The sequence below is a fragment of the Salipaludibacillus neizhouensis genome (assembly GCF_002886185.1).
GTDB classification, from domain to species: domain Bacteria; phylum Bacillota; class Bacilli; order Bacillales; family Salisediminibacteriaceae; genus Salipaludibacillus; species Salipaludibacillus neizhouensis.
The window spans coordinates 666,267-691,737 of record NZ_KZ614146.1; the positions used below are offsets into that span (position 1 = coordinate 666,267).

Annotated in this window: 30 protein-coding genes; 18 read left to right on the forward strand and 12 right to left on the reverse strand. The window is 35.9% G+C overall.

Annotated features, from left to right (window positions below; translation table 11 throughout):
- The first annotated feature begins 12 nt into the window (after window positions 1-12).
- Window positions 13-885 (forward strand): RluA family pseudouridine synthase, encoded by an 873-nt coding sequence (locus tag CEF18_RS03005; RefSeq protein WP_110935117.1) that lies wholly within the window; start codon window positions 13-15, stop codon window positions 883-885.
- Window positions 886-901: 16 nt separating this feature from the next.
- On the opposite strand, the gene prpE is transcribed toward CEF18_RS03005, so the two are convergent.
- Complete coding sequence (gene prpE, locus CEF18_RS03010) at window positions 902-1,642, reverse strand: bis(5'-nucleosyl)-tetraphosphatase PrpE (protein WP_110935118.1); 741 nt, start codon at window positions 1,640-1,642, stop codon at window positions 902-904.
- Window positions 1,643-1,959: 317 nt separating this feature from the next.
- On the opposite strand from prpE, the gene fabI reads away from it, so the two are divergent.
- Window positions 1,960-2,742 (forward strand): enoyl-ACP reductase FabI, encoded by a 783-nt coding sequence (gene fabI / locus CEF18_RS03015; protein ID WP_110935119.1) that lies wholly within the window; start codon window positions 1,960-1,962, stop codon window positions 2,740-2,742.
- 305 nt (window positions 2,743-3,047) lie between these two features.
- Window positions 3,048-3,401 (forward strand): DUF1360 domain-containing protein, encoded by a 354-nt coding sequence (locus tag CEF18_RS03020; protein WP_110935120.1) that lies wholly within the window; start codon window positions 3,048-3,050, stop codon window positions 3,399-3,401.
- Between the two features lie 193 nt (window positions 3,402-3,594).
- On the opposite strand, the gene CEF18_RS03025 is transcribed toward CEF18_RS03020, so the two are convergent.
- Window positions 3,595-4,269 carry a hypothetical protein gene (locus tag CEF18_RS03025; RefSeq protein WP_110935121.1) on the reverse strand — a complete coding sequence of 225 codons (675 nt, stop codon included), beginning with the start codon at window positions 4,267-4,269 and terminating at the stop codon, window positions 3,595-3,597.
- Window positions 4,270-4,572: 303 nt separating this feature from the next.
- Window positions 4,573-5,220, reverse strand: coding sequence for a BMQ_0737 family morphogenetic spore coat protein (locus tag CEF18_RS03030; protein ID WP_110935122.1), 648 nt, complete (start codon window positions 5,218-5,220; stop codon window positions 4,573-4,575).
- A 170-nt stretch (window positions 5,221-5,390) separates the two neighbouring features.
- Between CEF18_RS03030 and CEF18_RS03035 the strand changes: the two genes are divergently transcribed.
- Window positions 5,391-5,903 (forward strand): hypothetical protein, encoded by a 513-nt coding sequence (locus CEF18_RS03035; RefSeq protein WP_110935123.1) that lies wholly within the window; start codon window positions 5,391-5,393, stop codon window positions 5,901-5,903.
- Window positions 5,904-6,165: 262 nt separating this feature from the next.
- Window positions 6,166-6,414: a hypothetical protein gene (locus CEF18_RS03040; protein WP_110935124.1), complete on the forward strand. Its 249-nt coding sequence runs from the start codon at window positions 6,166-6,168 to the stop codon at window positions 6,412-6,414.
- Between the two features lie 71 nt (window positions 6,415-6,485).
- On the opposite strand, the gene CEF18_RS03045 is transcribed toward CEF18_RS03040, so the two are convergent.
- A complete protein-coding gene (locus CEF18_RS03045; protein ID WP_110935125.1) occupies window positions 6,486-7,208 on the reverse strand; it encodes a GntR family transcriptional regulator in 723 nt (240 codons plus the stop codon).
- Between the two features lie 240 nt (window positions 7,209-7,448).
- Between CEF18_RS03045 and CEF18_RS03050 the strand changes: the two genes are divergently transcribed.
- The 8 genes from CEF18_RS03050 to aldA all read left to right on the forward strand — a co-directional run bounded on the left by CEF18_RS03050 (window position 7,449) and on the right by aldA (window position 14,694).
- On the forward strand, window positions 7,449-7,751 hold the full coding sequence (locus CEF18_RS03050) for a hypothetical protein (protein ID WP_110937567.1): 303 nt from the start codon (window positions 7,449-7,451) through the stop codon (window positions 7,749-7,751).
- A 93-nt stretch (window positions 7,752-7,844) separates the two neighbouring features.
- Window positions 7,845-9,332, forward strand: a complete 1,488-nt coding sequence (locus tag CEF18_RS03055; protein ID WP_110935126.1) for an HD-GYP domain-containing protein — start codon at window positions 7,845-7,847, stop codon at window positions 9,330-9,332.
- A gap of 203 nt (window positions 9,333-9,535) precedes the next feature.
- Window positions 9,536-9,733: a cold-shock protein gene (locus CEF18_RS03060; RefSeq protein WP_110935127.1), complete on the forward strand. Its 198-nt coding sequence runs from the start codon at window positions 9,536-9,538 to the stop codon at window positions 9,731-9,733.
- 312 nt (window positions 9,734-10,045) lie between these two features.
- Window positions 10,046-10,243: a cold-shock protein gene (locus CEF18_RS03065; protein WP_110935128.1), complete on the forward strand. Its 198-nt coding sequence runs from the start codon at window positions 10,046-10,048 to the stop codon at window positions 10,241-10,243.
- A gap of 157 nt (window positions 10,244-10,400) precedes the next feature.
- Window positions 10,401-11,177 carry an alpha/beta hydrolase family protein gene (locus tag CEF18_RS03070; protein WP_110935129.1) on the forward strand — a complete coding sequence of 259 codons (777 nt, stop codon included), beginning with the start codon at window positions 10,401-10,403 and terminating at the stop codon, window positions 11,175-11,177.
- 422 nt (window positions 11,178-11,599) lie between these two features.
- Complete coding sequence (locus tag CEF18_RS03075) at window positions 11,600-11,752, forward strand: BH0509 family protein (RefSeq protein WP_110935130.1); 153 nt, start codon at window positions 11,600-11,602, stop codon at window positions 11,750-11,752.
- 213 nt (window positions 11,753-11,965) lie between these two features.
- The gene (locus CEF18_RS03080) at window positions 11,966-13,027 is read left to right on the forward strand and encodes an acyltransferase family protein (RefSeq protein WP_223292217.1); all 1,062 of its coding nucleotides are present in this window, start codon (window positions 11,966-11,968) and stop codon (window positions 13,025-13,027) included.
- 221 nt (window positions 13,028-13,248) lie between these two features.
- Entirely contained in the window at window positions 13,249-14,694 is a 1,446-nt protein-coding gene (gene aldA, locus CEF18_RS03085; RefSeq protein ID WP_110935131.1) for an aldehyde dehydrogenase, read from the forward strand.
- A gap of 78 nt (window positions 14,695-14,772) precedes the next feature.
- Here the strand turns inward: aldA and CEF18_RS03090 are convergent, their stop codons facing one another.
- Entirely contained in the window at window positions 14,773-15,732 is a 960-nt protein-coding gene (locus tag CEF18_RS03090) for a D-2-hydroxyacid dehydrogenase (RefSeq protein WP_110935132.1), read from the reverse strand.
- Between the two features lie 141 nt (window positions 15,733-15,873).
- On the opposite strand from CEF18_RS03090, the gene CEF18_RS03095 reads away from it, so the two are divergent.
- Window positions 15,874-16,149 (forward strand): autorepressor SdpR family transcription factor, encoded by a 276-nt coding sequence (locus tag CEF18_RS03095; RefSeq protein ID WP_110935133.1) that lies wholly within the window; start codon window positions 15,874-15,876, stop codon window positions 16,147-16,149.
- The gene (locus tag CEF18_RS03100; RefSeq protein WP_110935134.1) at window positions 16,146-16,751 is read left to right on the forward strand and encodes an SdpI family protein; all 606 of its coding nucleotides are present in this window, start codon (window positions 16,146-16,148) and stop codon (window positions 16,749-16,751) included. The genes CEF18_RS03095 and CEF18_RS03100 overlap by 4 nt, the downstream gene beginning before the upstream one ends.
- 4 nt (window positions 16,752-16,755) lie before the next feature.
- Here the strand turns inward: CEF18_RS03100 and CEF18_RS03105 are convergent, their stop codons facing one another.
- The gene (locus CEF18_RS03105) at window positions 16,756-17,082 is read right to left on the reverse strand and encodes a hypothetical protein (protein WP_110935135.1); all 327 of its coding nucleotides are present in this window, start codon (window positions 17,080-17,082) and stop codon (window positions 16,756-16,758) included.
- 248 nt (window positions 17,083-17,330) lie between these two features.
- Here CEF18_RS03105 and CEF18_RS03110 point away from each other — a divergent pair, with 248 nt between their 5' ends.
- Window positions 17,331-18,335, forward strand: a complete 1,005-nt coding sequence (locus tag CEF18_RS03110) for a Gfo/Idh/MocA family protein (RefSeq protein ID WP_110935136.1) — start codon at window positions 17,331-17,333, stop codon at window positions 18,333-18,335.
- A 72-nt stretch (window positions 18,336-18,407) separates the two neighbouring features.
- On the opposite strand, the gene CEF18_RS03115 is transcribed toward CEF18_RS03110, so the two are convergent.
- The 3 genes from CEF18_RS03115 to CEF18_RS03125 form a co-directional block, all read right to left on the reverse strand.
- Window positions 18,408-18,731 (reverse strand): DUF4870 domain-containing protein, encoded by a 324-nt coding sequence (locus CEF18_RS03115; RefSeq protein ID WP_110935137.1) that lies wholly within the window; start codon window positions 18,729-18,731, stop codon window positions 18,408-18,410.
- Window positions 18,732-18,820: 89 nt separating this feature from the next.
- Window positions 18,821-19,741 (reverse strand): EamA family transporter RarD, encoded by a 921-nt coding sequence (gene rarD / locus CEF18_RS03120; RefSeq protein WP_110935138.1) that lies wholly within the window; start codon window positions 19,739-19,741, stop codon window positions 18,821-18,823.
- A 313-nt stretch (window positions 19,742-20,054) separates the two neighbouring features.
- Window positions 20,055-21,932: an LTA synthase family protein gene (locus CEF18_RS03125; protein ID WP_110935139.1), complete on the reverse strand. Its 1,878-nt coding sequence runs from the start codon at window positions 21,930-21,932 to the stop codon at window positions 20,055-20,057.
- A gap of 457 nt (window positions 21,933-22,389) precedes the next feature.
- Between CEF18_RS03125 and CEF18_RS03130 the strand changes: the two genes are divergently transcribed.
- Entirely contained in the window at window positions 22,390-23,025 is a 636-nt protein-coding gene (locus CEF18_RS03130; protein WP_110935140.1) for a YitT family protein, read from the forward strand.
- A 180-nt stretch (window positions 23,026-23,205) separates the two neighbouring features.
- The gene (locus CEF18_RS03135; RefSeq protein ID WP_183041042.1) at window positions 23,206-23,535 is read left to right on the forward strand and encodes a tripartite tricarboxylate transporter substrate-binding protein; all 330 of its coding nucleotides are present in this window, start codon (window positions 23,206-23,208) and stop codon (window positions 23,533-23,535) included.
- Here CEF18_RS03135 and CEF18_RS03140 read toward each other — a convergent pair.
- From CEF18_RS03140 to CEF18_RS03150, 3 genes are read right to left on the reverse strand one after another with little or no spacing between them, the layout of a single operon-like run.
- A complete protein-coding gene (locus CEF18_RS03140) occupies window positions 23,513-23,818 on the reverse strand; it encodes a tripartite tricarboxylate transporter permease (protein ID WP_110935142.1) in 306 nt (101 codons plus the stop codon). The genes CEF18_RS03135 and CEF18_RS03140 overlap by 23 nt on opposite strands.
- Window positions 23,819-23,874: 56 nt before the next feature.
- On the reverse strand, window positions 23,875-24,153 hold the full coding sequence (locus CEF18_RS03145; protein WP_110935143.1) for a hypothetical protein: 279 nt from the start codon (window positions 24,151-24,153) through the stop codon (window positions 23,875-23,877).
- An 11-nt stretch (window positions 24,154-24,164) separates the two neighbouring features.
- Window positions 24,165-25,361: an MFS transporter gene (locus CEF18_RS03150; protein ID WP_183041051.1), complete on the reverse strand. Its 1,197-nt coding sequence runs from the start codon at window positions 25,359-25,361 to the stop codon at window positions 24,165-24,167.
- Between the last annotated feature and the right edge of the window lie 110 nt (window positions 25,362-25,471).

Consider the following 25,471-nt stretch of genomic DNA (forward strand, 5'->3'; position numbering starts at 1 on the left):
AAGTTGCTTAAAATGAAACTATCATGGAACATTGCTGAGGAAATAGAAGGTATGACACTGAAAGAATTTCTCCGGAATAGTCAAGGTATTTCGAGAAAAATGCTCGCTGATATTAAATTTTGTGGTGGAAAAATAGTAGTAAATAATAAAATCGAAACGGTACGGTATGTGTTAAAAGCAGAGGATAATGTTCTCATCATTCTTCCTGCTGAACAAGTGAGTAAGAACATAGTACCTGTGAAGATCCCTTTGTCGATTATTTTTGAAGACGACCACATTATGATTGTTGATAAACCAGCCTCACTCGTTACAATTCCTACTAGGGATAATACGGAGCCTTCACTTGCTGGTGCTGTGCTTCATTATTATCAAGAAATCGGCTGGAAATCTACCTTCCATCCTTTAAATAGGCTGGATCGTGATACGTCTGGATTATTACTCATAGCAAAACATCGGTTGGCACAAGAGTTATTTCGTAAACGAAAAGAAACACCTGTCAGCCGAACTTATTTAGCTATCGTTAATAAATCCATGCGATGGCGTTTCGGTACAATTATTGCGCCTATTGCAAGGAAAGAATCAAGTATTATTGAACGAGAAGTTAATGAGAAAGGAAAATATGCGCGGACTCACTATGAATGCTTAGCAACTGACAAAGACTCCACACTTGTCAAAGTTAAATTGGATACGGGGAGGACTCACCAAATTCGGGTACATATGGCTTGGCTTGGTCATCCACTTGAAGGGGATACATTATATGGAGGGACAAAAGGAAAAATGTCCCGACACGCACTACATTCCTCTGAACTATCATTTAAGCACCCAGTCACTCAGGAAAAGATGATTTTTAAAGCTGAACTTCCTTTAGACTTTCCTATATTTTGAATGTGAAAGGTTTCATTTAATTATATAAATGAAACCTTTCACTTGCGTATGGTTGGTGAGAATCAACGGAAGTGGTTGTTAACTCGGGCCATCGAAAGGCTGTTAGCGATCCTCCAAATACACATCCTGTATCAATATTAAATGTTTTACCGACTTTTCTAGCAGTTTTAACCGGAGTGTGACCATAAATAATATGTGAATTGCTCGGATAGTTTGATGCCCAGTCTCTTCGAACGGGCCTTCCATCAGGAAGCGTCTCTCCTGTTATATCCCCATATAATACAAATGTTTTTACGCGTTTATTCTTTTCGCCGATCATATCAGGGCGAATACCAGCATGGGCTACAACTAAGCTGCCTTGATCAAGAACTAAATATAAAGGCGACTGTTCATATACTTTTTTAAATTGATGGGAAATAGCTTTTCTGTTTTTTAATGGTAACTGCTCTAGTTCAGAAACGGTTGTTTCTAAACCGTTTTTAAGTTGAACATTTCTGCCTTGAAAATACCGATACAATTTGTCACAATGGTTTCCAGGACAATATAAAGCGTGGCCAGCTAAAATCCAGTTACACACTTGAGTTAAAACTTTAACGGAAGCGGGACCTCGGTCAGTTAAATCACCTAAAAACACAGGAATTCTAGAATCCGGGTGAGCGATGGATTTTTCTGAAACAGAATAACCAAGCTCTTGAAGAAGCTCTTCCATTTCTTTGAAACACCCGTGTATGTCACCAATTACATCATATTTTTCCATTAGTGCCTCCCAGCAGACTTTTATAGATCTATAATCTCAAATTATTAGTTGAAAAACAAATTTCAACGGATCTGTAAACTGCTCGAGGAGCCTCGCGGATCATCCACGGAAAGCGAGCGGCCATTCTTCTAAACAGCCTTTCGTGATAATAAAGCTACAAATTAATAAAAAAGACTTAGGTTTTTCAAAGACTGCAATGGAGTTTTTCTTACAGGTTGTTGATTATTAACCTAATGTGACATTGACTAGGACAGGGATTGCGAGTAAAATTATGACCAAGTACTAATAACTAGTATATGCCCTGAGGAGGAAAAAGAATGAAAATTGATTTAAGTCAACGAACCTATATAGTTATGGGAGTAGCCAATAAAAGAAGTATTGCATGGGGGATTGCCCAATCTTTAGCAAAAGCAGGAGCAAAACTGGTGTTTACATACGCAGGTGAACGACTTGAGAAAAATGTTCGCGATTTGGCGAATACAATAGATAACGGACATGATCATCTCGTATTACCTTGTGATATTACAAGTGATGAAGAGATCGAAAAGACATTTACTGATATTAAAGGTAAGATTGGTACGATTCATGGTATCGCTCACTGTATAGCCTTTGCGAATAAAGAGGAACTTGATGGAGAATATTTAAATACGACAAGAGAAGGATTTTTGTTGTCCCAAAACATAAGTGCCTATTCTTTGACAGCCGTAACGAAAGCAGCTCGACCGTTAATGGTTGAAGGCGGAAGTATTGTTACCCTCACTTATTTAGGCGGAGAACGTGTCGTGAAAAACTACAATGTAATGGGTGTTGCAAAAGCAAGCCTCGATGCAAGTGTAAAATATTTAGCAAATGATCTCGGAAAGGAAAATATTAGAGTGAATTCTATTTCAGCAGGACCTATTCGTACACTGTCAGCAAAAGGTATTGGCGGATTTAATGAAGTATTAAAAGAAATAGAAGCGAAGTCTCCTCTAAAACGGACGGTGACGACAGAAGAAATCGGTGATACTGCGTTATTCTTAATGAGCGATTTGTCTAAAGGAATAACAGGAGAGATGCTGCATGTAGATAGCGGCTATCATGTAACAGGTCTTATGTAAGAATGTTAGTAAATTCTGTAGTACAGAAAGTCCCCACGAATTGTTTTTACAATTCGTGGGGACTTTTTTTGAGCCCATAATTTATAAAATTTTAATTTTAGAGATTGCTGTATCCATTCGGACAGAGTTGGGGATCCGCCCTAGTTTATCCAAAGTTAGACGGAGAGATCATTTTGAATGGAGTCAGTACGGAAGCTGACGCTGTTCATAGTCATTTCATCCTATTTCTTTCAATGTAGGTATTTTATGAAATCCTTTCTCAGTCTGAACATATTGTAAAGAGTAAGAGAAAGGAGTAATAAATCATGGAGATATCTTGGCTTCATTTAGTTTTATTAGGGTTAGCGGTTTTCCGGATAACACATTTAGTTATTTATGACAAAATCACAGAAAGGTTTCGTGGGAAATTTCTTGAAGAAAAAGAAGTAGTAAATGAAGAAAGTGGCGAATTGGAATGGCTTATCTTAGCAAAAGGGAGAGGAGTTCAAAAATTTCTTGGTCAGTTATTTATATGCCATTGGTGTTTATCCATATGGGTCTCTTTTGTTTTCATTGGGATGTATTGGATATTTCCGGAGATAACGATTATTTTAGCATTTACCTTGTCTATAGCTGCTATTGCAGCAGTGATAGATGAAATTTATGTTACTTATTTTTAATTTATTTTTACATTTATAAAATTAGAAAAATGCAGCGTGAATTTTCGCCACTCCGAGTAGCACCTTTGAAATACGTGTAGGTGTACTCGGGAAAAAGGGGAGGACCCTTGATACATGTGGCGTAAGAGAGCTATCAACTTACCTCTTAAAAAGAGGTCCTTTTTATGAAACCTTAACAAGAGGTCCTTTTAGGTTATTTGTAATAGAATGAGATGGATGTGTCGGATTTGATTCCATGAGGTATTTGAACTGCATAGAAAAATGCGTCAACGACGTAACGGGAATGATCTTCTTGTGGAGAGAAAGTAAAGTCAAATTGTTGAAAGCTTGCAGTCTCCCCAGGTTCAATTTCCTTTACGTGCATCGGTTTGAGCCAATGTTCGCCTTTATCTGCTACAACATCCTTCCAATTTTCTTGAATATACTGCCACTTCTCAAGAGGAGCAAGCATATTTGAAAAACTAGTATCATCTTTTTTATAATCTATTTTCCCTCCTAATTGTACGTTAGTGGAGGGAGAGACCTTAAAACAAATAAATGGATCTACTAGAGTCACCGTACCAGTGTTTTTAAAGTGATAATGCCCAATGGCGTGAATAGTAGGATCGCTTTCTTTTGCGTCCTTGGGAAGAAAAAGCGTATAGGATAAAAAGGCATGTGCACTTATCTCAGATCCTTGTGGTTTCTTGGCCTGTTCCTCTTCTATTTTTAAATCTTCTTCTAACTTTTCTTTGTCCAGACGCCGTTCTAGCTTTTTTATATGACTTTTATACTTTTGCATTTCAGAACGGTAATAGAGAAGATGCTGTTTTAACTGAATGGATGTAAACCTAGTATTACTTCTAGTGAAAAGTGGATCTTCTTCCATGATATAGACTTCCCTCCTAGTTTTAATAATTATTGATACGTATGCAACTAGATTGGAAAGAAGAAGTAAAAAAGAGGATGTTTCATAAGGTTATGGAAGACCTTATGAAACATCCTTGGGTAAAGGCTTACTAGTATGGTTTTTAGACGATAAGTATTTATAAAATTGGCAGCTACCTTCACACCGCAAGTATCAAGGGAAACCCACCCCCTTTCGAGTAGCACCTACACGTACTACGTAGGTGCTACTCGGGGCGGTGGAAGCTGACGCTGTATTTAATAAAAGACGCCTATGCCGTTTTTCTTATTTAGACTCTGCTGGGAATATTTGAGGACATTGCTTTGGAAATGGAATTTCATCACATACGTGATCAACCGGTAAAACAATATCATTTCTAGGTCGGCATATTTTTCCTTCAACTTCCATGATGACATCTGCTGATACTTGAACGGATTGACAAATCAAAAGAGAGAGAGATAATTCAAAGTCACCATTATCATTATCTACACATAGTAATGCGCCGCTTCCTCCGGCATCATATACTTCACAAGAGATTTCCGTCGATTCAGGAGCGCATAAAATAAAGCGTTCGAAGAAGCAGACGTTCACAGGACTAGAAGTAAGAGTTCGTTCTTTCCCTTTGTGTTCTCCTGCAAGGACTACTTGAAATGATCCTTGCTTCTTAATGCGTACTTCTTGAAGTTCCAATTCTAATTCGGGAAGATATACATCTTGTCTAGAACCTACTTGATCACACTCAATATCAACATTCTTAATATCTACCTCCACATCATCGGGATCATCAAAGAATTCGCACGGATTAATTTCTGATTTTCTGCCATCGAAAAAGTTAATATCATCTTGATCAAAGTCAAAAGTCTTTTCGATTCTACGCGTAACCCAGTCAAACAATTTATCTGCTCTAATACATAGAGGCGCAAATTTTTCCATATGGAGAAACATCCTTTCTTTCTTAGTATTTATTCAAGTGACTACTTCAGTTTATGAATTAGGCGTAAATTTGTGCAGGAATAGGGCGCAATCTTCTTATAGGAAAGTTATGAGACAAATGAACATATACATATGAACGAGAATAGGATCAATACCTAGGAGGGATTTATATGGATAAAAGTAATGTCGGTCAATCAGATAAAGTTCAACTGCAGCAACAAATAATATATTTCAAGTCGGAGCTAGTAAAGTATATGAAGAAAGTCGAGAAACTCGAAAACAATTACCAAGTGAATATGATGAAAGCGTTAGAGGAGAAATACGATAATGCCCTGGCAAAGAATGAGACGTTAGAAAAAAGCAATCGTGCTTTGTTTCAAGAGAAGCAAACGTGCAGAAAACAATTAACTGAAAAAGATAAACTTTTAGAAAAAATGAAAGAACACCTGCATAGCACTCAATCGGAATTAAATCGATTGAAAGAAGAAATGAATAGCTCGGAGAAAAGGGATCCTGAAGGTGACGAAGAAGAAAATCAAGTTGCAAAAACAGAAATAGCTACAGAAGATAACGAAGAATCTGAGGTCGTTCCTTTGGCAAAAAAGTACGATCAATTTTTTCAATCCTATCAAGCATCTTTTCGAGAAGAAGAAAGCAAAAATTCAGCAAAGAAGAAGAACTAAAACCGAGTACTTCACTCATTATCTCGTTCCATCATAACTTAGAGATAAAGGAGTGAGTGAAGGAAATGGTTAGAACAATAATTAGCAGAACGAAAACAACATCAAGTAAGAAGAAAGATAACGGGAAGCTTAGAACACGGCCTTTAAAGGTAAAGAAAAAAAAACCATCTTGTGGCTGTGGAAAGAAATTAAAAAAAGATAAATAAATAGGATTATAAATAAGGATGAGGGGTATAGGTTAATACAGAAAGAGGTGATCTCAATGGGTTATATTCCTCCATTAAGAGATGAACAGACCATGATTTACGGCAGTCGGCAGTCTTACCCCTCACCTTTAATAAAGGGACCAGACCCTGCGGAGCGGGTGGAATTTTTTGAAGCCCTGAAGCAACACTCGAAGCAAGGGAAATATTTTGAACGAAATGAATCTAAAGAGAGATTACTTATGATTGCCAAACAGCACGAAAATAAGTTTGTTGGTAAAGGTGAAAAGTTTGATCAGTCGATATAACTAAAGACTATTTTTAGCAAGGGCATGGAAAAAGTTGAGTTTCACTTTTTCCATGCCCTTTTGACATCAAGCTATCGTTTCATATCAATCATAAAGCGGTAACGATCAGCTCGATAGACGGATTTAACAAATTCTAGTGGTGTGCCGTCATCTAAATAAGTTGTTCGTTGAATGAGGAGAACGGGATCTCCGGTTTTCATATGCAATAACTTTTTTTCCTCGGAGTTTATAATGGAAGACTCAATTAATTGTGTTGCATGATCAATGTTTAGATTCAGCGTTGATTCAAAGTATTCATACAGTGATGTGTGTGCGATCTCTTCAGTTATTCCTTCAATTCTGTGTTTCGAGACAAATGTTGTTTCAAGTGCCATTGGGAAGTTATCCGCTAATCGAATGCGCTCAATTTTATACACAGATTCACTGTTTTTAATATCTAAAGCATGTGCGACCTCTTCTGGTGCAGGAAGTATAGAGAATTCGACGAGCTCATTACTTGGTACCATTCCTCTTCGTTTCATATCTTCTGTAAAACTCGTTAAACCAGGAAGAATCTGTTCGAATTTTTTCTGGGATACGAATGTTCCGGTACCTTTTTTACGATATACATATCCATTGCTAACCAGGTTTGAAATAGCCTGTCGGACCGTCATTCTGCTTATTTTAAAAGTTTCTGCATATTCACGTTCTGATGGAAGGAGATCACCTGATTTAAGGGATCCTTCCTCTATTTCTGTTTTTATTCTTTCTTCCAGTTGATGATAAATTGGTATGGGGGAGCTTTTATTTATCATGGTAAACACTCCTGACATGTATTGTAATATAGACCACTATTCCAGCATGAGTGTATCATAAATTGCTTTTGAAAAACTAGATAACGCCTTTATATAGATGATTACTGGTGCTGGTTACCTCCATGTTTATTTAAAATTACTATCGAAATAAACAGCAAATGATTGTAGGATTTTAGGAAGACGTTATAATAGGTAGTAATGACAATAAAAAATATGGAGGATATGAAACCAATGGATAAAATGGATAAAAAGGAAATAGAAGACCAAATTATACAAAACTATCGGAAAGAAGAACAAATGATGATACTTGTGTTTGCTCAGTGGTGCGTAAACCATGATCTGGAGCCGATGGATTTATATACAAAAGCTTATCCTGAACAAGTAAACAATCCGTCTCTTCAGCAAGGTATTGATTTAACTGTCTCGAAGGAGGAGGCTGGGGAAATTCACGACGATACGTTATTAGGAGTTCTTGAAATGTTTGGTAATGACGATTTAGCATTTGTGGTTACCGAAGAGATTGAAAAAAGAAAGAAAATATAAGGTAGGAAAAAAATATCAGTTTTAAAACCGGTACTTATTTGTTCATTCTCGCATTCATAAAATTTTAGGTCGTTTAACGTTGGAGGATATCCGTTGAGAGAATTCCAGAATTTCCAGAAAAAATTGTTTTTTAATTATATAATTGGATCTATCATAGCAGTGTTCGGTGTAGGAAGTGTTTTTATATTCCATACCTTGGATTTATCATCTCTCGAGATTAGATATTTACTTTTTATAATGGCAGTTTCGGGAATTATTATGATTGTTGGGGAGTTTGCCCTTTATCGAAAGCATATTAAGCCATTAAGGGAATTTTTCAAATTAGAAAACCCTCAAAAGAAAGATTTTGATCATGCATACGTTACGACACATCGGTTTCCAATGCTAACTGTGAAAAGAATTTTAGGGCCGCATTTGTTAGGTCTATCCATTCCGGCTTCAGTGATGACCTATTTATTCATATATACTGATCTGATTAATTTAGATTATTATTATATAGGTTTAGCTTGGGCTGGAGCTATTCTTATTGCAGTTATGCACGCTCTCATTGAGTTTTTCCTTACATATAATATGTGTCAGAAGATGGCTCAAAAGATTGAAGGTTTGGCAAGACGTACAATTGGAGAATCGCTGACAATTGAAGGGAAGTACTTCTTAAGTATTCGCAGAAAACTTTTGGTTAGTACGTTATTTACAGCAACTTTTCCTGTTTCTTTATTTATTTTAGCTTCACAAATCAGAGCAGTAGAAAATTATTCCGCACAAAGCGAAAATTATTGGAGTTGGGCGTCTTTAATCGTAGTCATCATTTTGGGGGTGTCTATATGTGGGGCTGTCTTACTTTATTCAAGCATCCAAGAGCCAATTCAGTCACTGCGAAGTAGTTTTGATTTAGCAAGAGATGGACATTTCGAGGAAATGACGAACTCATACTCCGATGAATTCGCCAGTCTTATTACAGGATATAATCATATGATTCGAGGTATACAGGAAAGAGATGATCGAAATGATCAGTTATTATCGAGTTTCTTTTCAGTGATAGCGGCTACTCTGGATGCCAGGGATCCTTATACTGCAGGTCACTCTACGAGGGTAGCTGACTATGCTGTTAAAATTGCTGAAAAGGCAGGATTCACTTCTAAGCAAACAGACTTATTAAAAAAATCAGCTTTACTTCATGACATTGGAAAAATCGGAATTCGTGACAAAATATTGTTAAAAGAAAGTAGATTGACAGATGCGGAGTTTACCGTGATTAAACAGCATCCTATCATAGGAGCTAATATACTGGAGCAAGTTTTGCTTCCGGAAGAATTAAAACCGATATTACCAGGCGTGAAATATCATCATGAAAGGATGGATGGACTTGGTTATCCGGAAGGTCTTACGGGAGATGAAATACCTCTGTTTGGACGCGTGCTTGCAGTAGCGGATGCCTTTGATGCTATGACATCAGACCGTCCTTATGTGAAAGGAATGCCTTTCTCAAAAGCGCTGGATATCATTGAGTCTGGAAAAGGAACACAATGGGATCCTTATTTTGCTAGTTTATTTCTAGAGATAATGGGGAAAGATAACTAAGAGCCTTAAAATACACCGTTTAAAACAATATGTATTAAAAGGTTTCTTTTTCTTGGTAGCTATGCTACACTAAGATTAACTTATTGACGTTCGGATATGACTGAAAGAGAAAAGCTTTAAAAAGTGATTTTCCTCTGGAACGAATAAATGAAGAGCTCAAATAGTAATAAAACGTGGGCAACACCCACACAGGAGGAATTTCCATGACAGAAGGAACAGTAAAATGGTTTAACGCAGAAAAAGGTTTCGGTTTTATCGAAGTTGAAGGACAAGACGACGTATTTGTTCACTTTTCCGCTATTCAAGGTGAAGGTTTCAAATCACTTGAAGAAGGTCAAGCAGTAACTTTCGATATCGAAGAAGGACAACGTGGCCCACAAGCTGCTAACGTTCAGAAGTAATAAACTTAATAGATCCCTTTAGGGGTCTATTAAATTCAAAATATAGCACAGTGTTCAAAGAAAATTTCTTACAGAAATCTTTCTTTGAGTAAATGATTACTACGGAAATCATTAATAATTCACTCCAATATATGGAGATTTATATTTGATTTCTTATAACATTATGCTATACTATAATTAGCTAGTTATTGTTCGGTAGTATGACTGTAAGAAGAAATGGCTTTTTATAAAGTGATTTTTCTCTTGAGTGTATATGAGGAACAAAAATAGTAATACAAATTGTGGGAAAACCCCACGCAGGAGGATTTATTCATGGCACAAGGAACAGTTAAATGGTTTAATGCAGAAAAAGGTTTTGGTTTTATCGAAGTTGAAGGACAAGACGACGTTTTTGTTCACTTCTCCGCTATTCAAGGTGAAGGTTTCAAATCACTTGAAGAAGGACAAGCAGTAACTTTCGATATCGAAGAAGGACAACGTGGCCCACAAGCTGCTAACGTTCAAAAGTAATAGCAATGAAAAAACTCCACAAATGTGGAGTTTTTTTTATATTATTTTATCTAGATGAAATTACATATTAAACAGCAATGAATATTTGTTATTTATTTTTGCATGATTAAAGGAGTTATAACAGGGAAACAAATTAAATGATTACGGGGTGGCCTAATTGATCATAGTAGAAAAAAGAAAGTTTGCAAATATTTCCTCATTACATATAGTGAAACAGAAAAATATCGATGTGCAGCAACCTTTACTTATTTTTTGGCATGGTTTTACAAGTATGAAAGAAGATAATTTACAATATGCTTATTTATTAGCCGAAGAAGGATTCCGAGTAATTCTGCCTGATGCAGTTCATCATGGTGAAAGACAAAATGGATTATCCAATAATCAAAGAGAGTTATCTTTTTGGGAGATTGTAATTCAGAGCATTTATGAGTCCGAAAAAATTAAAGTAGATCTTAATAACTACTTTCCATTTAAGAAAAACGATATTTCAATGGCTGGCATATCGATGGGAGCAATTATAACTCTAGGTGCCCTGACTCAATACGACTGGATTAAGAGAGCGGGTTCATTGATGGGAACCCCGGCATATACTGATTTTGCATTAATGCAAATACAGCATATAAAACAGGCCTCTATGTCTTTACCTATTTCTGAAGAGGAGTTGACAGGAAGGGTAAAACAGTTAAAAGACTTTGACTTATCACTGAAACCTGATCTTATAAAAGATAAGGAACTATTTTTCTGGCATGGTGAAAAGGATAGTGTAGTTCCAATACAAGGAGTTAAATTATTTTTAGAAGAATTTAGTGACTTAAGTCATATTCACGTTGAAATTGATGCTGATGCCGGTCATAACGTATCTAGAGAAGGAATTTCATCCTTCATTACCTGGATGAAAGGGCAAAAAGCACCAGTAAATGAAATGAGTTCATAATTAGCATAGTGGATATAAAAAAGAGTGAAGCCATTTAAAAAATGGCTTCGCTCTTTTTGTTTCGATTCTAAAGAAACAGTTTGAAAAAATCGAAGAAACGAATGCAGTGCCCCCCCAACACGGGAAAAGCTGCTCAAGCGCTCGTATGTACGAGTTTTACTTAACGAGTCAGGCGCTCTCGGTTGTCGCTTAAGAGGAAGAGATTCAGTTATTTCGTGTGGAGACTGAATCATTGCTCGCGGCAAGCTTGCGCCAAGATCGAATTCGATATCCAGTAAAACAAAAATCCAGTGGTAGTATATCTCTTTAAAAACAACGTTTAACAAAATTTATAAAAAAACTGTTGACGTTAATTCTTTACCTGTTATATAATACAATTAATTAATAAATAACTGTATTAAAACAGAGACGGAGATGATGATATGCAAAGGCAAGAACGAGAAAACATGATAAAATTTCTTTCAAGTGTAAGGGTTATTTCCATGGAAAAGCTAATGGTTTTGACGGATGAGGATGTAGAGCATCTATATACTAGGGCCTATAGCACTCACGAAGCATATGAAGAAATTATTTAGTTTACGATCAAAAAAATGCCCACTTAGGGTGTTTTTTTGTTTTAACAGTAAAAAACACAAATAACAGCTTTGTTATGAACTCTGTATAAAAAGACATAAAAAAGATAAAAATATTAGAAGGGCAAGGAATTTCTCAGTTTGTATCATAGTTTGGATAGTAAATCTTTGTTTATGTAAGGTGTTATCTTAAGGTAGCTTTGCATGTTGTAGGAGTTGTTTGATATAACCACACCACGAATTATCTATGAAGCGTATTGGTTACGTACATTTGCATGTACCGCAGTGGTTTTAACACATACAGTTAATGCTACTTTGGATCATTACAGTGCATCAATTCTGCAATGGGAAGAGTATGCTCTGATTTTTATTAGGTTTGTCATGTTTTTCGGAACACCTACCTTTGTTTTTCTATCTGAGTTGTTGTTGGCGCACGCCTATCCAAATGGAGTTCCAAAAGGTTTTTTTATGAAAAGAATTAACTTTTTACTTTTACCGTTTACGTTTATGGCATTTGTATATGCAGTGATCATTGGTGATACAGTTCTAGAGTCATTACTATTATTTTCAAAAAATTTAGCAGGCGGTTATACAGGGTATTTTGTATTAGTGATCCTACAATTTTATGTCTTACATGTCTTGTTACATCGTTTTTTAAGTCGCTGGTCTCCTAAAATCATTCTTCCAGTTGCCTTAATCATAAGCATGATATATTTAGCATTCTTTAATTTCTCTGATGCACCTTCTACTTCATTAGGAGAATATTTTTGGCTAAGAGGATATTGGCTTCCTTTTGTTGGATGGTTATTTTATTTTGCTTTAGGATATTATTGTGGTAAAAATTTCAACGAAGTGAAAAATAAGATACAACAATACCGATTATTAGTTCTCTCGTTTACATTTATTATGCTAGTCATCATAATGGTATCAGTCAGGATGGATTTTTTGGATGTTGTGTCTTCTAAAAGAGTAGATTATCTCTTGTTTACAACCGGTGTTATCTTTACGATAATTATGTTTACCTCTAAAATAAAAAAAACACCCAGAATTATTCTTTTCATTAGCAAGTACTCTTTTACAATTTACTTAACTCATAAAGTTTACTTGATTTATTTGCCTAAAATCCCAAATTTACATCCATTTTTGTATTTTATATTTTCAACCGTGGCTGCTTTTGTAGTTTCTATCATGGTGGCAAGTATTTTATATAAATATAAGTATTCGAAGTATTTAATAGGAAAACCGTTGCCTGTTCCTGAAAAAAGTAATTACACATGAAAGGTTGTGTCGGAAGGTCTGTAGAGGCTTCAGACAGAGCCTTTTAAGTAGTTGTTTGAACAAAATCAGAGAAAGAAAGCGGTAATTCTTACAAACAAGTTTTCATAATAATAAGGCAACAAAATATAAAATAATCCTCCTTTGAATTGCTTATTAGTTTAGGCATTCAAAATAAGTGGAAGAAGAAAACTAATATCATCACAATTATTAGGAGGTATACGATGAATGTTCATCCACTCTATATAAATGGAGAATATACGAAATCATCAACAAATGATGTCATTGACATAATAAATCCATCGACGGAGGAAGTAATCTCTCGCATTTATGATGGAACGGTAGAAGACGTAGACCAGGCGGTTATGGCTGCTGATCGAGCTCAAAAAAGCTGGGGATTAACCCCGTCCATTGAAAGAGGAAAAATTGTTAGGCTATTAGGAGAGAAATTAGCCCCCAAAAAAGATTTGTTTGTCAATTTATTAATCGAAGAGCAAGGGAAAAGCTTTGAAGATGCAAACGGAGAATTAGATTTAGCAATAGATTATTTTCAATATATGTCCGAATGGGCTCGACGGATTGAAGGCGAGATCTTACCAAGTGACAGGAGCAATGAGAACCTGTTTATTTTCAAGAAACCGATAGGAGTAGTAGGGGGAATTATTCCTTGGAACTTCCCGGTCTTTATACTAGCTAGAAAAGTAGCTACTGCACTTATTGCTGGCTGTACGATTGTCATTAAATCTAGTCAGCAAACGCCAAATACGGCTGCGGAATTCACTAAACTTATTGATGAAACGGAACTGCCAAAAGGTGTTTACAACTTTATTACCGGGAAAGGATCGACACTTGGGAATGCATTGGCGTCTCATAAGAAGGTAAGTATGATCACAATGACTGGAAGTGTCCCAGCTGGTGTTAAGGTAATGGAGGCAGCGGCTCAGAATATTACAAAAGTTAATTTAGAATTAGGTGGTAAGGCTCCAGCGATCGTTTCGAAATATGCAAACCTGGATGTGGCTGTTGAAAGTATAAAACAATCAAGACTAACGAATTCTGGCCAGGCTTGTACAAATGCGGAACGAGTTTATGTTCATGAGGATGTCGCAGAGGAATTTACTAAAAAAATGGTATCAGCTTTGAAAAAGGCAACCTATGGTAATCCTCAGGAAAATAAGAAAGCAGATATAGGACCGCTCATTAGCAAAGAACACATGGAATCGGTTTATCAGATGGTTCTTCGCGCAAAAGAAGATGGGGCTAATATCGAAGTTGGAGGTAAGCCTGCGAATGTTGAAAAAGGCTTTTTCTTTGAACCGACAGTCATAACGAATGTAAATCAAGAGATGGAAATTATTCAAGAGGAAATATTTGGCCCTGTTTTACCAATAATGACTTATAAAGAGTTTGATGATGCAATTGATATGGCAAATGATTCTGATTATGGACTATCCTCATCCATTTATACTGACAATATTCATGAAGCTATGAGAGCTGCGAATGAGTTATCATTCGGTGAGACTTTTGTAAACCGGGAAAACTTTGAAGCTGTGCAAGGGTATCATGCTGGTGTTCGTCAATCAGAACTTGGAGGCGCGGATGGAAAACATGGTTTACATGATTTCCTCGTGACTCATACAGTGTATATGGAGTATAACTTGAATAAATAATTGTTAGAAATTATGGCAAAAGATTAGTTATATCTTTTGCCATAGTTTTTATTCAAGAACTTTAATAATAACTTAATCCTAATACCCCTTTTTAAAATCGACTAAATTGATAGAAGGTTTACTACTGTTAACATAATCTCGAAGGTTAGGAATAAAAATTTCTTCTATAAGTCGTTGATCGTATACGTTTGTTGAACCTGATGTATGTGGAGTCACAATGACGTTTTCCATTTCCCATAAAGGATTATCGGAGGGAAGAGGTTCGAACTGAAAAACATCTAATCCGGCTCCGGAAATATGTTTTTCTTTTAATGCTAGAATTAAATCCTTCTCAGCTATAATATTTCCCCGTCCTATATTAATAATAAATGATGTAGATTTCATCATATCAAATTCCTTTTCACCGATTAATCCGGCGGTAGAATCCGTAAGGGGGAGTGTAATAACTACATAGTCACAGCGAGGAAGAACTTCATGTAAGTCTTTTAAAGTAAACATTTCATCAACGTATTCATGATCTTTCATTGAATTTCTAACTCCTAGTACGTGCATACCAAATGCTTTTGAAATCTTTGCGGTTTCGCCACCAATTGCCCCAACACCTAGAATACCAATTGTTTTTCCGTGTAACTCCAGTCCCATATTTTCATGATGCCACTTTTTTGATTGATGATTTCTAACATAAGTATGTATTTTTCTAGTTAGAGAAAGCAATAAGCCGAAGATTGTTTCTGAAATAGGAAAAGAGTGAACACCATTTGCACTCGTTATTGTGATTCCTTTATCTTTTAAGGTGTCTAACGGTAGGCTGTTCACACCGGCACTCCACGTTTGCAACCACTTTAAGTTTGTATTGCCTTCTAATGTTTCTTGCATGTCCTTTTTCCAACCTGCAATAATTTCCACATTTTCGAGATCAGGCTTCCAAATCGATGATTTTTTGCCGATAACCAATGTCCAATCTGGTACGACTTCTTGTACTTTTTGAACTAAGTTTTCATTTAAATTTTGAGTAATTACTAACTTTTTTCTATCCATATCATTTGCCTCCTATTAAAAGGTGTCTCTTTATTTTAGCAGACTTTATAAATCTTGAATCATTTCACTTGAAATATTTTGGATATACGATATAATTCAGTGAATAAGTAATTACTTAATTAATTAAGTAGAGGTGAGGATTTGGTTAGTAATAATCTCTATAAAGCATTATCAGATGAAAACAGAAGAAAAATGCTGGACATTTTATTAGATGGGGATAAAACAGTTGGAGAAATAGCGGCACATTTTGAGATGAGCAAACCAGGAATATCTCAACATCTCGCTGTACTGAAAAATGCTGATTTGGTATATTCCCAAAAAAAGGGGCAATATGTTTATTATTCATTAAATACGACTGTATTTCAGGAAATGATGAAATGGATCATGCGTTTTCAAATAAAGGAGGGTAAAACATGAGAATTTTTTTAATATGGTTTTTAACGATCATCTCATTTGGCACAGGGGCATATGTTTTTTTTAATGGAGGCAACGGAATGAGTTTTGGATTATTGTGGGTGATTGCTTTTATTCATCCTTTAACGATGCTCCTGTTAAATATACAACTACACGTAATGCCTAAAATGAGGAAAATAAAAGTATACTATTTACGATATAAAAAAGGGTTTGAGAATATTTTTTTAGCTCTAACGTTCGTTCTGTTAATTATTCATATTAATGTCATTTTAAAAGTATTTGGGTATGATATAAACTTACTCCAACTTGTACCCATTTGTGTAGGATTGGTGTTGATTACAACCGCTAACACGCTTCCTCGGTTTGTCGTTGAAAAAGGCGATAAGCAGAAGATTTCAGTGTTGTGGTCGAACTACTGGAATTCGGTTATTCGACCAATTTCTGTTCTTTTATTTATTGGTGGGATTGCGATATTTTTGACTGTGTTTTTACCTGATGCAAATATGATATTTGGTTTTTTTGTCGTGTTAAGTGTAGTGATAGCTTGTATGATTTATCAATCATCAAAAATCATCCAGCGCGTAATTAACGGCAACGAAGGATAATACTTTAGCGTTGATTTCTACTCCTGACAGCAATGAAACCTCCAAATGCAATAAAGAGAAACGGGATCAATCCAAATGGTCCAATGAATACAGGGATAGCAATTCCGGAAATGATCATAATCCAGCCACCTAGTTTTGGTTTTTGCCTTACTAGAACAGAAGCAACGATGGCGATGGTACTAAATGACATGGCCGCCATGGCCATTCCTGTAGCAAAGGGTTCACCGTAAGCAGCTTCATCTGCCGTGCCGCTAAAAAGTGCATATGAAATGTAAATAAACCCAAGACTACCACCAATGATTCCTAAATATAATGACGTTTTACTGTTCATCTTATCGACTCCTTTACACCGAGTCTTGTTAGTTTTTTCAAGAATCAATATTAATATTCTTTCTGATACTATTTAATGTATTTTTTGATTTAATGTCGAATGCGGTGAAAACATGAAGAAGCGAATGGAACTTGGCCTTTAAACTATATACATCAATATTTACTCGACTTAGCAAATTTATATCATTGATGATAAGATTGTATCCAGACATTTAATCATTAATTAGGTAGAATTTAGGAGGAACTGATATGAATGAAAATAATCAAGTTCGTTTTGGTGTAATTGGTACAAACTGGATCACAGAAGCCTTTATTCGTGCTGCAAGTGAGATACCAGAATTTAAACTAACAGCAGTATACTCTCGTACAAAAAAGAAAGGCAAAGAGTTTGCAGAAAAATACAATCAAGTCCAAGTTTTTACAGAAGTGAGCGAAATGGCAAAAAGTTCGGACGTTGATGCTGTGTATATTGCGAGTCCTAATTCTTTTCACTCTGACCAAGGATGTCTTGTGATGGAACAGGGTAAACACGTCATTTGCGAGAAACCTATGGCGTCTAATGTTCGTGAGATGAAGAAATTAATCGAGAGCGCCCAGAAGAATAACGTTGTTTTGATGGAAGGCATTAAGTCAACTCACCAGCCAAATTTTCAAATAATTATTGATCATTTACATAAAGTTGGAACCGTTAGACGTTATTTCTCAAGCTATTGTCAGTATTCGTCACGTTATGATTCATACAAAGAGGGCGTTATTCTAAATGCCTTTGATCCTGCATTCTCAAATGGTTCATTAATGGATATTGGAATATATGGCATCTACCCGGCTATCGTTTTGTTTGGAGAACCTAATCAGGTATCTGCAACGGGAGTGATGTTAACTTCCGGGGTAGATGGTCAAGGAAGTCTTCTCTTAAAATACAATGAGTTAGAATGTGTCATTATGCATTCAAAAATTGCAAACTCTTTTATTCCATCTGAGATTCAAGGGGAAAAAGGAAGTATGATTATCAACAATATTCATGACCCAAAAGATATTTTAATTCGATTTAACGACGGTACAGAGGAACAAATTCAAGTACCTCAGGAACAGCTTGCAATGTACTATGAGGCAGCAGAATTTATCCGTTTAATAAAAACTGGAGAATCTGAGTCATCTATTAACTCACATAAGAGTTCTTTAATTACGGCAAAGGTAATGGAAGAAGCAAGAAAGCAAGTGGGGGTGCGATTCCCTGCAGACCATCAGTCGTAAAAAAAGGTTGTGGCATAAGGTCAACTTGACCTTATGCCGCAACCTTTATCTTTAAAAGTCTATTTCGCTCGTTTATTTAATTAATCTAAATATTAAAGGGAATTTATAATATTCTCCATCATATGCTTTTATAGCGGCAATAATAGTTAAAATAAACCCAGCAACTCCAACAATGGCAAGCATTAAGATGCCTATTAAAATAAGGACAAACAGCCCACTAATAATAGAATAAACGGTAATAGATATTAAAAAGTTCAGGTATTCTTTTCCGTGATAGTCAATAAATTCAGATTCGTCTTTTTTAAGAATCCAAATAATGACTGGACCAATAAAAACTGTGAAATAACTAATCAAGTAAATTAACATAGCTAACGTTTTTTCTTCCTTTGAAATCATCCTCTCACCTCCTCTTATAGTATACTCACGGTAGTCCAGAAATTTTCCTGTTGGACACTTAGTTTATTAAAAAATGTTTTAGCCATATATTATCTTTGCTTTGGTTGGATACTCACCATAAAAGATGACTTCCCGATAGAATAAATAACTAAGCCCACCCAAATGAATGCAAATGAAACAACGTGAACGATCGTAAATGGCTCGTTATAGAAGATAACTCCTAAAATTAGCATAATTGTAGGAGCAATATATTGAAGAAATCCAATGAGTGAGAAAGGGATTTTTTGAGCGCCAATTCCAAATAGCAGCAGTGGAACAGCTGTTGCAATACCAGTACCTATTAATAGATAACCAGTGGACAGATTTTGTAAGTGTAGGATGGAGGATACATCACGATGTATCCAAAACAAAAAACCTAATGCAATAGGAGTAAGTAGTAACGTTTCTAATGTTAAACCAGTCATTGCACCAATTTTTGTTTGTTTTTTAACTAAACCATAGCAACCGAAGCTAACCGCTAATAGAAGAGCAATGTAGGGTACTTCACCGAAAGAAAATGTTAAGATTGCAACACCGGTAAAAGCTAATCCTACAGCAATTCTTTGCCAAAAATGCAGGGTTTCTTTGAAAAAAATAACTCCTAATAAAACGTTAAAAAGTGGATTTATATAATAACCGAGGCTCACTTCAACAATTCTGTCATTTGCAACCGCCCAGATAAAAATTACCCAGTTGATGCTAATAAAGAGAGCGGCCAATAATATTCCCACTACAATCTTTGGGTTTTCTGCTAGATATCGAAGGTCATAGATTAAAGCTTTGAACTTTTTTGTTACTAATAATAAAATAAGCATAATTAAAAGCGACCATACTATCCGATGCGCTAGTACTTCAAAAGGCGGGACATGATCTACAAACTTCCAATAAATAGGAAGGAATCCCCAAATGAGGTAAGCACCTATGCCAGAAGCAACCCCCATACTAATTTCTTTCTTCTCTTGATGCTCCATGAAGTAAGTGCCTCATTTCATAAATTTTACTCGTTAAGAATTGTTTTCTTCATCATTGACTAATATTACATGTTATTTCCAGTAAAGGATACTGTAAGAATGTTGTTTTTGCAGAAGATGTTAGAATAAAGAGATAGACTATCACTTAAGCCGAAGAACAGCACACGGTTTTCTTGCAGGGAACAACCTCAGTAGAGGCTGAAGCAACTGTAGCGTCGGTTGCCTAGGTCTGAAGTGTTGCCGTCGGACAGTTTTCGCCTCTAGATCAGTGTTGAGTGTATCTTTAGAAAGTGTTTGTAAACATGGGTATTGATTAGTTTTCATGAAGATTCTTGTCAAAGCGCAATAAATCTCCGTAAATGATCCTGTCTGAGTAACTAAGCTGCTTTTTAACGTTTTCCTTATAGGGGAGACATAAGCTATTATCTGTTTGTATACCTGTTTTTTTAGAATAGCAATGTTCATTTGTATAAACGACATCGTCAGTTATAAAACTGCCGTCTCTAAGGATTACAAGATCCTCCCGTTCTCTAGAGAAAAGATTATTACCTAATATTGTTTGTTTTTGTTCATCTATTCCAAGTAGGTGTAAAAGTGTAGGGCGGAAGTCAATTTGGCCGGAAACTGTAGAAATAACCTTACCTTCCATTCCAGGAATATGAATAATCAATGGTACTTGTTGAAGCTCTGTTTCAACGAAAGGAGTAATTTCTTTCTCTAAGTATGTTGACATGTCACGGTTATGGTTAGCGGAAATACCATTATGATCACCGTAAATAATTATCATTGAATTTTCGTACAGGTCTTTTTCCTTTAAGTTTTCAAATAATACCTTCAGTGATTCATCCATGTATCTCACTGTCGGGAAGTATTTATTTAATGTGTTGCTCTTGGAATTATAACGACCAATATACATATCCTCTTCATCCAAATCAAATGGATAATGATTTGTTAACGTAATTAAATTGGCATAAAAAGGTTGGGGCATATGGGAAAGATGTCCAACTGACTGCTCCATAAACTTTATATCTTTTAGACCCCAACCAACACTATTTTCACGATCAATCCTGTAATCGTCTTGTGTATAAAAACGATTGTATCCAAGTTGTCGATACATCAAATTTCTGTTCCAAAAACTTCCGTTATTTCCATGCAGAGACGAAGTGAAATACCCGTGATTATTCATTATTTCTGGCAAAGCGTGATACTTATTACTTGCATGAGAAAAGAAAACAGCACCTCTGGAGAGGGGAAATAAAGAGTTATTCATTAAAAATTCTGCATCAGAAGACTTTCCTTGAGCTGTTTGATGATAGAATTCTTCAAAGTATATACTATCACTTATCAGACCGTTTAAAAATGGTGTGATTTCTTCTCCATTTACTGTATTATTGATTACAAAATTTTGCAATGACTCTGCAGCTATTAAAATAACGTTCCTTCCTTTAGCAATGCCATACGAGTCAAGTTGACTCAAATCGTTCTTTTCACCTATAGAATCGTTAATTCTAGAAAACTCTTCTTCACTAGCTAGTACACGGTGAGCACGAGCGTTCGTATGAAGATAAGCATCATAAAGGTGGTAATTGTATATTCCAACATTTTTAACAAGAAGTTCCCTGTCAAAGGAACGGGATAACAATTGAGGTCTTTCGATATTTGCTAATCCAAGGTTTACGATCAAGACGATCAAAACAACAGTAAAAAGCGGGCTTAGTTCTGTAAATTTAAATTTTTTCCAATTATCTGTAAACGTAGTTTTGCCTTTTTGCAAAAGGTAGATAATCAGGATCAGATCAGAAAAATAGACGAGGTCGTACAAATGGATAATTGAAAATATACTTGAGCCTAGTTTTGATAAATTTCCTCCTAACATAAATAGTGGGATTGTAATAAAATCAGTGAATACTCTATAATACAAAATATTTGCGTAAAGAATGCAAGAAACGGTTCCCATAAATAATAGCAAATAAAAATGTTGTTTTATTGGGTTTCGCATTGAAATCAAACATAGGAATACGATTAAAAAACACCAGGGATTTAAGATAAGAATAATCCACTGATTTAAGTTTTGGATAGACGTTTGAAACTCCGTTATACTGACAAGTATCGTTTTCCCCCACAATAATAAAAATACTAAGACAAAAATTTGTTGACCTTTATAAATATCTTTCACTTTAATTTCCCCCATTAGCTCATCCCCATGATATTTCTTTAGTTATTTGTGCTTGAATGATTGACTGTAGGATCATTAAAATCCAAAGCTAATATATTTTTTATTTGCACATAATTATCCCTTTAGCTTTAAGCTTTACTCTTAGCAAATAAGTTTCCTTATCAACACATTACCTTCAACAGTAACCACAAGCGCGGATTTTAAATATTCCTCAGCCAGTGTAATGGATGATTTATTAATAGTAGGTTGTGCTTTTACTCACAACCAGATACATTGGATTTCTTTGTCATTTCATACGTTGCTCTTCAAGTCACGCTTCTGAAAGTCATAATTCAGCTAGTTACTCAGTAGAATAATGATAGGACAAGTTTATCGAGGCTTACTTAGTGGGGTGAATCGACGTGGAATATAAAGATTACAAACTAATAAGGATGGGAATAATTAGTTATGATCATTTATTAGGAATTTTACCGTGAGGCATAGCTTAAGAGCTTATGTTTTAATATCTTGTGGTGCTATTATACAGGGATTTGCAATGGCGTTATTTCTCTTCCCTAATTCTATTCCTTCCGGTGGTGCAGGTGGCCTTGCAGTACTTTTAAATTACTGGTTAAACGTGCCGGTAAGTTTTGCTCTCTGGTTTGTCAATTTTTCTTTACTTGTTTTAGCTATCTACTGGCTTGGAAATGCGAGTGCCATTGGAACAATGTATGGTATAACCGTGACCTCTTTAAGTGTGCACTTCTTTACGATTACGATGCATATGCCGCAAACAATTGTGTGGATTGATCTGCTAACCGGTTCTATCATTTTAGGTTGTGGGATTGGAATACTGCTCAGACAAGGTGTTTCCAATGGTGGCATGGGGGTAATTGCCCTCTTGGTCTCAAAATACAGGGGTATCCCTCCCGGTAAACCGCTTTTAATATTGAACGGTTTAATATTTATTCTAACTGCGTCTATTATTGACTGGCGGATCATCATTCTTGCACTCCTTTCCCAATGGATTTCAACCCATATTGTGGATGTTGTCTTTAAATTAGATATAAATTCGCGAATAGATAAGATGAAGATTTTGACTGACGGATTAGTGTGGAGAAGAAAATAAGAAATCTTTCCTTCATGCAAAATTGTTAGAAACGAAACCAGTGGAAGAATACCAGATAAGAAAAGTGGAGTTAGACTACTAGCAGTGGGTTACATTTTCTTTTTTTCTAGACAACATACCCATTCATCCGTAAAAACATATGGATGTAGGGTAAAGAATTTAGAAAAGGAGGAATATATTTTGTTTAAAAGAAATGGTGTGATCGTATTAATATGCAGCTTTTTCCTCTTAATCACTACTGCTTGTTCATCTGAATCTGTTGTGGAAGAATATCCAGAAAAAAGTATTCAGCTAGTTGTTTCTTTTTCACCAGGAGCTGCAACAGATACGCAAGCAAGAATCATTTCAAAGTATGCCAATAAATACTTAGGAGAGGAACTTGTTATTGTAAACAAGCCCGGTGGAGGTGGACAGGTTGGCTGGAATTCCTTTGCTTCAACGGAGTCTGATGGATATACACTGGCCGTCTATAATCTGCCTCATATTATCACTCAGCCGCTTTTGGGGTAAACTTCTTATGCAAACCATCAAAAGTAGTGGCAACAGAAGCTGGGGCTCCAGGTACATTAAATAATATAGCTGGAATCGACCCGCCGAAGACACTTCCGCAATAAATGGCACCGATCAAAATCAATCCATCTGTAGGACCAAGGCTGAAAGTAAAAGGAATCATTAACGCCACGCCCATAGTTGGAGTAAGTCCTGGTAGCGCACCAACCAAAATTCCGAGAAACAACCCGAGAAATAAAATAAGAATGTGATAGACTTCAAACACATGCCAAATATAATCCATAACCCAGCCCCAAATTTATACGCTAGGATATGATATTCGATGTGAGTTAAATTATGCTATTCTTTCTCCGTTTCAATGTCTATTTTTTTCCCGCCTACTGACAAATAAGTTAGTACCTCTAAATCCGGCTTAAGTTTAGTGAGCCCTTTTATATATGGTGATATCAAGTCCTTAAAATCCTCCGTAACACCTTCTTCTTGTAATAGTCCATAAACATACATTTTTTTCTCTTCCATTAGAAAAGCAAGGTATCCCACCGGCTTATTTTGATCTGTAACAATATTTAAAACTTGAGCGTCTTGTTTATAAAACTCTGGTGAAAAATAAATTTGCAAGTAAAGCCCTCCTATTCCGTTGTTTGATGCATTCTACTGAATATAGATCCGGATTCCTCTTGATCTCTTTTAGCTTGCCCCTTTACGTGAATGAATAAAAGACAGAATAAAGCTACCAGTAACGTTAAACCTGCTGTCGCCAAAAACATTCCTGTACGTGACCAGTTCATAAGCCAACCAAAAATAGGCGGGCCGGCAGCAACGCCTAAAAATCTGACTGAGCCATATAAAGAAGTAACCATTCCTCTTCGCTCTTTTCCGACAGAACCAGTAATTAAGCTGTTTAAACAAGGTAGTACTAATCCTGTTCCGATACTACTAACGACCAATACCGAAATAAATGGGAATAACGCATTGAAAAACACCAGGCTTGCAAAAGAGATTGTCATTAATAAGAATCCTAAGATAATTAAAAATTTCATTTTCTTAAGATTTTTGCCGATTTTACTGCCGGTAATATAAGACGTTGTCATTAAAAATAATAAAGGTATTGCCAATATGAATCCTTTGAGTACCCCATCAATGGCGTACTGTGTTTCTAATACATCCGATAAATAAAATAGGATTCCAAATAATGTGAACAGGCAAGTTGCCCCAGCCAGGTAAGCAGTAAATAACCATCTTCCTTCACGCTTAAATAAAGAAAACAGGCCGTGTATATACTTCCCGAAAGGCATTGGTTCCTTTTTCTTCTTCTTTTCCTTTACAAAAAACAGCGTTAAAAAAATAGAAAACAGACAAAAGATTGGAAATCCTAGAAACGGTCCATACCAGACAATTAAAGCCAGTAATGATCCAACAATAGGAGAAAGAACCTTTCCAAAGCCATTGGAGGCTTCAACGACACCTAATACTTTGCTTTGAGCCCCACCTTTAAATAAATCACCAGTAAGTGCCATTGCAATAGGGGCTGTACCTGCTGCACCAATTCCTTGCATTGATCTGCCAACAATGATCCACGTATAAGGACTATTAAAAAAGGCCGCTGCTAACCCAGCTAAAAGTCCACCTATTCCATATAGAAATAAAGCCGGTAAAATGATAGCTTTTCTCGAAAGGCGGTCAGATAAATATCCTAAAATAGGAATAAATATGGCGGCAGTGACAGAAAAAACGGTAATCGTCAGGCTTGCTTGGAGTGCAGTAATGTTTAATTCCTTTTCCATCTGAGGGAGGATCGGAATTAACATCGAGTTACCGAGTGTCATGATTAATGGGATGGAGCCTATAGCAAGAATGACCAAGCCAGTTTTCTCTTTTGTCAATGTGTGGTGACCTCCTTAAGCAAGTTACGATTTGAAATGAGGTTTAGATTGTA